Here is a 4,400-nt window from a genome sequence, read left to right as displayed (position 1 = left end):
AATTGGCTTTTGAGACCACTTGAAAGGACAAGATACGTCGTTTGGATTTCCTCTTCGCTCGCTTTTTTTTCAAGCTTTTTCAACGCATCATTGACTAATGAAGTAACTCTCTCCGCTTCTGCAATCGACGGTTTTTGCCCCGCTTTCCAAAGGAATGGTGGTTCGGTTGTCATCCTCGAAGAGAAATTTGTATGCACTATCTGAATTTTTGATATCGGACATGTACTGTGCAACGCGATAATTCCACCCGCGCTGTTGTTCTGTTTGGGAATTGGTTTGTTTTCCATACTGTTTCTCCTGTTCTAATCTTGCTTTTTTCTTAGCTAGCATTCCATATTCGGGATGTGTAACCCACTTGTACCAAGCCTTTTGCCAATCACTTTTTTTAGCATTTCGACATGGGTTATCTTTCCAATGAAGTTTAAATCTTTCGAATTCTAACAGCGCCTCATCATGCGTTAAGCCTTTATCGATTGCGTATTGCAAATTAGGTTCAAAATCATCAGGTAAGCGAAACCCATCTTTTGACTTAGTCCGTTTGGCTTTCTTAGAAACGTTTTCTTGCTCGTGAATGGGAGGTTGGTTGTCTGATGAGGTTTCGATTTGTTCTGATTGGCTTTCAACATCACACTCGATTGGCTCGTCAACCAAATCGATTGTTTCTAAATCTTCAAATTCAGTTTCTTTTTTTGCTAAAACGATAGTTTTAGTTTTTTTATTATAACTGTTAATGTTATTGTTAATGTGTTGTCGTGATGAACTCATCATGATGTCATCATGACCTCGTGATGATGTCGTCATGACTTCATCATGTTCTCTTGATGAGTTATCTTTCTGCTTATTTCTCTTGGTATTTGCAGCTTTTATAGCTCTTTCTGAAAGCCTATTTAAATTCTCATTACAATTTTTTAATTCTTCTTCGACTTGTGTACTCCATAAATTTCCATTTTCTAATTGAAGAATTAATTTTTTTCGAATGAGTTTTTCTAATGATTTTTTAAAGGTTCGTACTGAACAACCAACGACGCGCGCTAATACAGAAGTGTCATCATAAATCGGTTCACAGGCTCGATACATAAGAGCAGTGAGTGTACTATAAGTAGCTTTCTCTGCTGCGTCGGTGCCAGCAAAGTCCATAATCCACTCTTGATAAAAATTACGTACCCAAGGTAATTTACTGGACATTCTCTTTGTCCTCCCTGTGCTTATGCCATGCGATTTTTTTTAGTTCTTTTTCAACGCGGGCATTCCACAACCCTTTATCTGTTTGGAGAAGTTTGTTATTCTTCGTTAAATATTCGACAATAGTCGCAAACTTTTTTTGTGAACAATTGCAAACACGTGCAAGCGTTTCAAAATCTTCTTTAATTGGTGCTTTTTTATCGTACATGCGAACAAGAAGCGTGATATAAACGCCTCTTTGTTCCAATGTCATTTTATCTGTATCACTAATCCAGTCATACAAATGAAATCTGATCCACGGCATACCATTTGACATACCCCAATTCCCTTTCTTTAACTAAATATAAAATTGCTAAAGCATCTGCTTCGTTGTCATCTTTCGGATTGTGCCCTTTTGCACGCACCGCCTTAATCATCTCTTCTTTTGAGGCATTGCCTTTTCCTGTCGTCGCTTTCTTAATCGTACTTACTGGTATACCCTCATACGGTATCTGATGCTGTTCACACCACGCCGTTAACGTTGCTAACAAACCACCGTAAACATGCGCTGCATCTGTACCTTTATGACGCCTCACCTCTTCAAAATACACCACGTCAATTTGACCTGCTGTCTGCTTTATTTCTGATAGCCATTGTTTAAAACGCAAGTAACGCATTCCACCGCCTTCAAAACGGCGCGATTGAAAATTCACGGTACCACTGAATATGTCACCACTTGCACCACGTATCGCCCAGCCTGTTTTGGTGCCTAGATCAAGACAAAGAATGGTGTGTGTGTTAGTGGTCATGATACTTCCGCCTTTCTTTTGGACGGTTATCACAACCAATCTGTTGTGTTTCGCATTCCATTAAGAAAAGAAGACAGCAAGCTGCATGCGCTAAGTGTGGTAATCCGCTTTCAAGGTCCTTATCTTCTCCACTGAACCATGCTAATAAATGACGTAAAGCAGCTCCATACAAACGGCTCCAATTCATGCCATGACGCCAATTGCTCGCACCGTATTTGTTTGCTCCAAACTCCAAAACACGACCAATATCAAGCAACGTGAGTGCTGGAATAAGATCAACACGCGGTTTCCCAATATCATTCTTATGTGCTTTAAAAACCATGATTATCCCCCCTTAAGGCTCTACGTATTTATATGTGCGCTATGACAGAGCGCGTTGTGATTGCCTGTCTTGCAAAAATGTTTGTGAAAAAGTAACCTCCCAGCGATTCTAAAAAATTGGATTAACTCAGATTCAGACACACACTGCATGCATCATCTATTAATTTGATTTCTTCTTTTCTTTTTTCGATGAGTTTATCCCTTAAGAAATCAAGCCTATTTTTGACTAAGGCTATAAACAAGATCAGCTCATTTAAGCGATAAAAAGATGACAACTCTTGAGAAAAATAATTATCAAACCAAGTTGTAAAAGCTTGCGTAAACACAGATAAAAACCATTGATTAAAATCATCGTACGGCAATAACGGAAAATATTTTCTATCATCACGCACAAAAATACTATGCAGCATATAGACAAAACAACCTGTTGATGAGGGATCTATGCTTATTTCAAAACATGCATCTTGAGGCGAAAGGACACCATAATATATGTTTTCCTGTCCAATCTTATTAACAAGATCAATCAACTGGACTTTGCTTATAGTGATCTGTGGGACATCTATCATCTCTGATCTTTCTTCTTTAAGATTTAAGAGTGTGAATGCTGCTGTTGCTGTTCATTACTATCTGTAGGAGCAGCAATATGAGAAGATATTACTGTTTGTGATGCATTTGGTGTACTAACTTTCTCCACCAGATGAAGCGTATCTTTTCTTTGTTTTGTCATTGGACGAATAACTCTATGGGATTTATTCCCATAATTATGTAGGAACCAATCTAGTGTAACCCAAGATAGACCTTTGGCTTTAGACAACTGAATAATTATGTTCCAGTATTTTGGAGAAATACTATTGCGGTCACGCATTTTACGCGCAGCCTCATAGCTACAACCAATTTCCTTTGCAAATTGGCGTATAGATCCCCAAGACTCAATCAAATTTTTGACATAAAAATCATTAACCATGACACAAGTAGTACATTACGTACAATTTAAAATCAAGATAAAATCGTGCACAATGAATGAAAAAAATAGTGGATAATGTACGAATGACTTATTTGCCAAAAGATAGACTTAAAATAGCACGTAAGAATGCTGGATATGTAACACCAAGTGAAGCTGCACGCGCTATACCAGCTCTTAACAAAAATACTCTAATTAGTCACGAAAATGGAAATCGTGGTATTTCACGCCAAATAGCTGAGCTTTATGGACAAGTATTTAATGTAGATCCGGGATGGATTTTATATGGCGAATCTCCTCAAGAAAATCCTAGCCTCAATATTAGTATTCCTCTCGTTTCATGGATTAGTGCTGGAGAGTTAAGCGAGCAAGATGGGATAATGGATTTTTCAGATTATCCTATGACGGAGGCTGTTAATCTTCCTGCTGGTGAATGGATTGCTTTGCGTGTAGATGGCGCATCTATGAATAAAATTAGCCCTCCAGATTCTATAATATTTGTAAATATGCGAGACAAAAAACTTGTGCCTAATGCCTGCTATGTAATTGCAGATGAATCTGGACAAGCGACATATAAACGATACAGACCTAATGATGATCCTCCTTTTCAGCCTGCTTCATACGACAAAACAATAAAGGCTCCAAAACTTGAAGGCGCTATCTCTATAATAGGTCGTGTACGGCGCACTATTCTTGATATGTAAACATAATACGATTCTCTGTTCACGTTATTAATTATCAATTAGATTGCTATCAACAGATTAAAGCAAGTTTGCTTGATTTTTATCAGTAAACAGCAAACTTTTGATTCTCTAAATTATGCCGTGATTCGTCATTTTTTTTATTTTTTAAAAAAATAGTACACTATGTACTTGACTATCTTTGGTGCATAATGTACTAATATATTCCATAAACCACAAACAAACAATTGCCAAGAGGCGTTGGGGAGGAGAAATTATGGATAAGCCAATTCTTATTAATTCTAATGAAATTTTATTAGTTGTCTACGGTGATGATCAACACATTGGAGAGTCAGGTCCACTTGATGAAAACCAAGTTTTAGAGATTGTTGATGAAGCAGATGATACCGTACAAATCTTTCGTGTGAATCCTTCTGAGAAAAGTTGCGAAGATATCTCTGAAGATAT

The 4,400-nt window shown here is 37.5% G+C and carries 7 protein-coding genes and 1 pseudogene; 2 read left to right on the top strand and 6 right to left on the bottom strand.

Annotation, left to right across the window (positions count from 1 at the left end):
- Positions 1–87 precede the first annotated feature (87 nt).
- From MCO_RS09555 to MCO_RS09530, 6 genes are all read right to left on the bottom strand, one after another.
- Entirely contained in the window at positions 88–1,185 is a 1,098-nt protein-coding gene (locus MCO_RS09555) for a DUF1376 domain-containing protein (RefSeq protein WP_007554252.1), read from the bottom strand.
- Complete coding sequence (locus MCO_RS09550; RefSeq protein ID WP_245256875.1) at positions 1,175–1,486, bottom strand: YdaU family protein; 312 nt, start codon at positions 1,484–1,486, stop codon at positions 1,175–1,177. Before MCO_RS09550 ends, MCO_RS09555 begins: the two co-directional genes overlap by 11 nt.
- A complete protein-coding gene (locus tag MCO_RS09545) occupies positions 1,458–1,970 on the bottom strand; it encodes a crossover junction endodeoxyribonuclease RuvC (protein WP_007554248.1) in 513 nt (170 codons plus the stop codon). Before MCO_RS09545 ends, MCO_RS09550 begins: the two co-directional genes overlap by 29 nt.
- The gene (locus MCO_RS09540; RefSeq protein ID WP_007554246.1) at positions 1,960–2,292 is read right to left on the bottom strand and encodes a dATP/dGTP diphosphohydrolase domain-containing protein; all 333 of its coding nucleotides are present in this window, start codon (positions 2,290–2,292) and stop codon (positions 1,960–1,962) included. The genes MCO_RS09545 and MCO_RS09540 overlap by 11 nt, the downstream gene beginning before the upstream one ends.
- Before the next feature lie 121 nt (positions 2,293–2,413).
- On the bottom strand, positions 2,414–2,818 hold the full coding sequence (locus tag MCO_RS09535) for a hypothetical protein (RefSeq protein ID WP_245256867.1): 405 nt from the start codon (positions 2,816–2,818) through the stop codon (positions 2,414–2,416).
- Positions 2,819–2,880: 62 nt separating this feature from the next.
- A complete protein-coding gene (locus tag MCO_RS09530; RefSeq protein ID WP_007553962.1) occupies positions 2,881–3,255 on the bottom strand; it encodes a hypothetical protein in 375 nt (124 codons plus the stop codon).
- 83 nt (positions 3,256–3,338) lie between these two features.
- Here MCO_RS09530 and MCO_RS09525 point away from each other — a divergent pair, with 83 nt between their 5' ends.
- The gene (locus MCO_RS09525) at positions 3,339–3,956 is read left to right on the top strand and encodes a S24 family peptidase (protein WP_007553947.1); all 618 of its coding nucleotides are present in this window, start codon (positions 3,339–3,341) and stop codon (positions 3,954–3,956) included.
- A gap of 253 nt (positions 3,957–4,209) precedes the next feature.
- A pseudogene (locus MCO_RS09520) lies at positions 4,210–4,400 on the top strand (hypothetical protein); the annotation flags it as partial.

Source organism: Bartonella sp. DB5-6, assembly GCF_000278115.1.
In the GTDB taxonomy this organism is placed as follows: domain Bacteria; phylum Pseudomonadota; class Alphaproteobacteria; order Rhizobiales; family Rhizobiaceae; genus Bartonella; species Bartonella refiksaydamii.
The sequence above is the reverse complement of the archived record's forward strand: the minus strand, read 5'-3'. Positions and strand labels throughout refer to the sequence as shown.